This is a genomic window from Sphingomonas sp. Leaf25 (assembly GCF_001421635.1).
GTDB lineage: Bacteria > Pseudomonadota > Alphaproteobacteria > Sphingomonadales > Sphingomonadaceae > Sphingomonas.
Window position 1 is genome coordinate 1 of record NZ_LMKU01000001.1, and the last position, 1,561, is coordinate 1,561.

Annotated in this window: 1 protein-coding gene; it reads left to right on the forward strand. The window is 68.5% G+C overall.

Annotated features, from left to right (window positions below; all coding sequences use genetic code 11):
• Window positions 1-119: 119 nt before the first annotated feature.
• The coding region (locus ASE78_RS00005; RefSeq protein ID WP_082466912.1) for a lipopolysaccharide biosynthesis protein at window positions 120-1,561 on the forward strand (1,442 nt) is incomplete at its 3' end.

Consider the following 1,561-nt stretch of genomic DNA (forward strand, 5'->3'; position numbering starts at 1 on the left):
CTAAGCCCACCCCGCCAAACCGTCAACAACTCTTTTCACTTTTATGGCCACTCCGTTGCAGTTTTGCGGAATCATAGGGGTTTACGCCCCGGCAACCGCGCTTGCGCTAGGGTGCGGCGATGACACCCACGCCCGAATCAACCATCCCCCCGGCCGAATCCCGCACCGCCTGGGCCGATCAGGTGCGCAACGCGGTGCTGTGGCGCTCGGGAAGCCAGATCGTCGGGCAGTTGATCGCATGGGGATCGACCTTCGTCGTCATCCGCATGCTGACCCCGGCCGACTATGGGCTGGCGGCGATGACCGGGGTCGTGCTGCTGCTGCTCAACATGCTGAACGGTCATGGCCTGGCAAACGCGCTGATCCAGCATGGCGAGGTTTCGCGGCGCGAACAGCGGCAGGTGTTCGGGATGCTGCTGCTGCTGAACCTCGCGCTAGCGCTGCTCCAGTTCGCCGCCGCGCCGTGGATCGCCGCCTATTACCACGAACCGATGGTGGCGCGGCTGCTGCGCGTGCAGACATTGCTCTATCTCGCCACGCCGTTCAGTTCGCTGGCCTATGCGTTGCTCGCGCGGCGGATGGAGTTCCACCTTCAGGCACGGGTCAACCTGTTGTCCTCGGTTGCCGGCGCATTGGCCGCAATCGGCGGGGCGCTTGGCGGGCTGGGCGTGTGGACATTGGTGCTGGCGCCCGCCGTGTTGTTCGCGACGCGCGCCGTCGGGCTGACGATCGCGGCGCGGGCGTGGATGTGGCCGAGCTTCGACTTTCGCGGCGCGGGGCATCTGGCGCGCTATGGCGGCATCGTTGCCGGCGCGAGCATGCTGGGCTTCGTCCAGTCGCAGGCCGATGTGCTGATCGCCGGGCGCTGGTTCGATGCACACGGCGTCGGTGTCTATACCACCGCGCTGTTCCTGACGCAGATCTTCACCAACAAGGTCGTGCCGCCGCTCAACGAGGTCGCCTTCTCCGCCTATGCGCGGATGAAGCATGACCGAACGGCGGTGGCGAGCGGGTTCGTGCGGTCGGTGCGGCTGGTGATGCTGGTCGCGGTGCCGTTCTTCCTCGGACTGGCGGTGAGCGCGCAGCCGGTCGTCACGCTGGCGCTGGGCGACCAGTGGCGCGAGGCCGCGCCGCTGGTCGTGCTGCTCGGCATCGCGATGCCGTTCATGGCGCTCCAGACGCTGTTCCCGCCGGCGGTCGACGCGATGGGCCGGCCGGGAATCACCGCGCGGACGACGGCGATCGGCGCGGTGCTGTTGCCAGTCGCGTTTCTGGTCGGCGTGCGCTTCGGAATCGCCGGATTGGCGGCGGCGTGGATCGTCGCCCATCCGCTTCTGCTGGGGATCGTGCTGACCCAAGCGCTGCCGGTGATCGGGCTGTCGTTGGGGACGTTCCTCGGCGCGGTGCGACCGGCGTTCGCCGCCGGGCTGGCGATGGCCGGTGCGGTGGTGCTGGCGCAGGCGATCGTCGCGCCGCAGTCGCCGGTCGGCACGCTGGCACTGTCGGTCGTCGTCGGCGGTGGGGTCTATGCCGGGATGCTGCTGCTGTTCGCCCGGCCGGC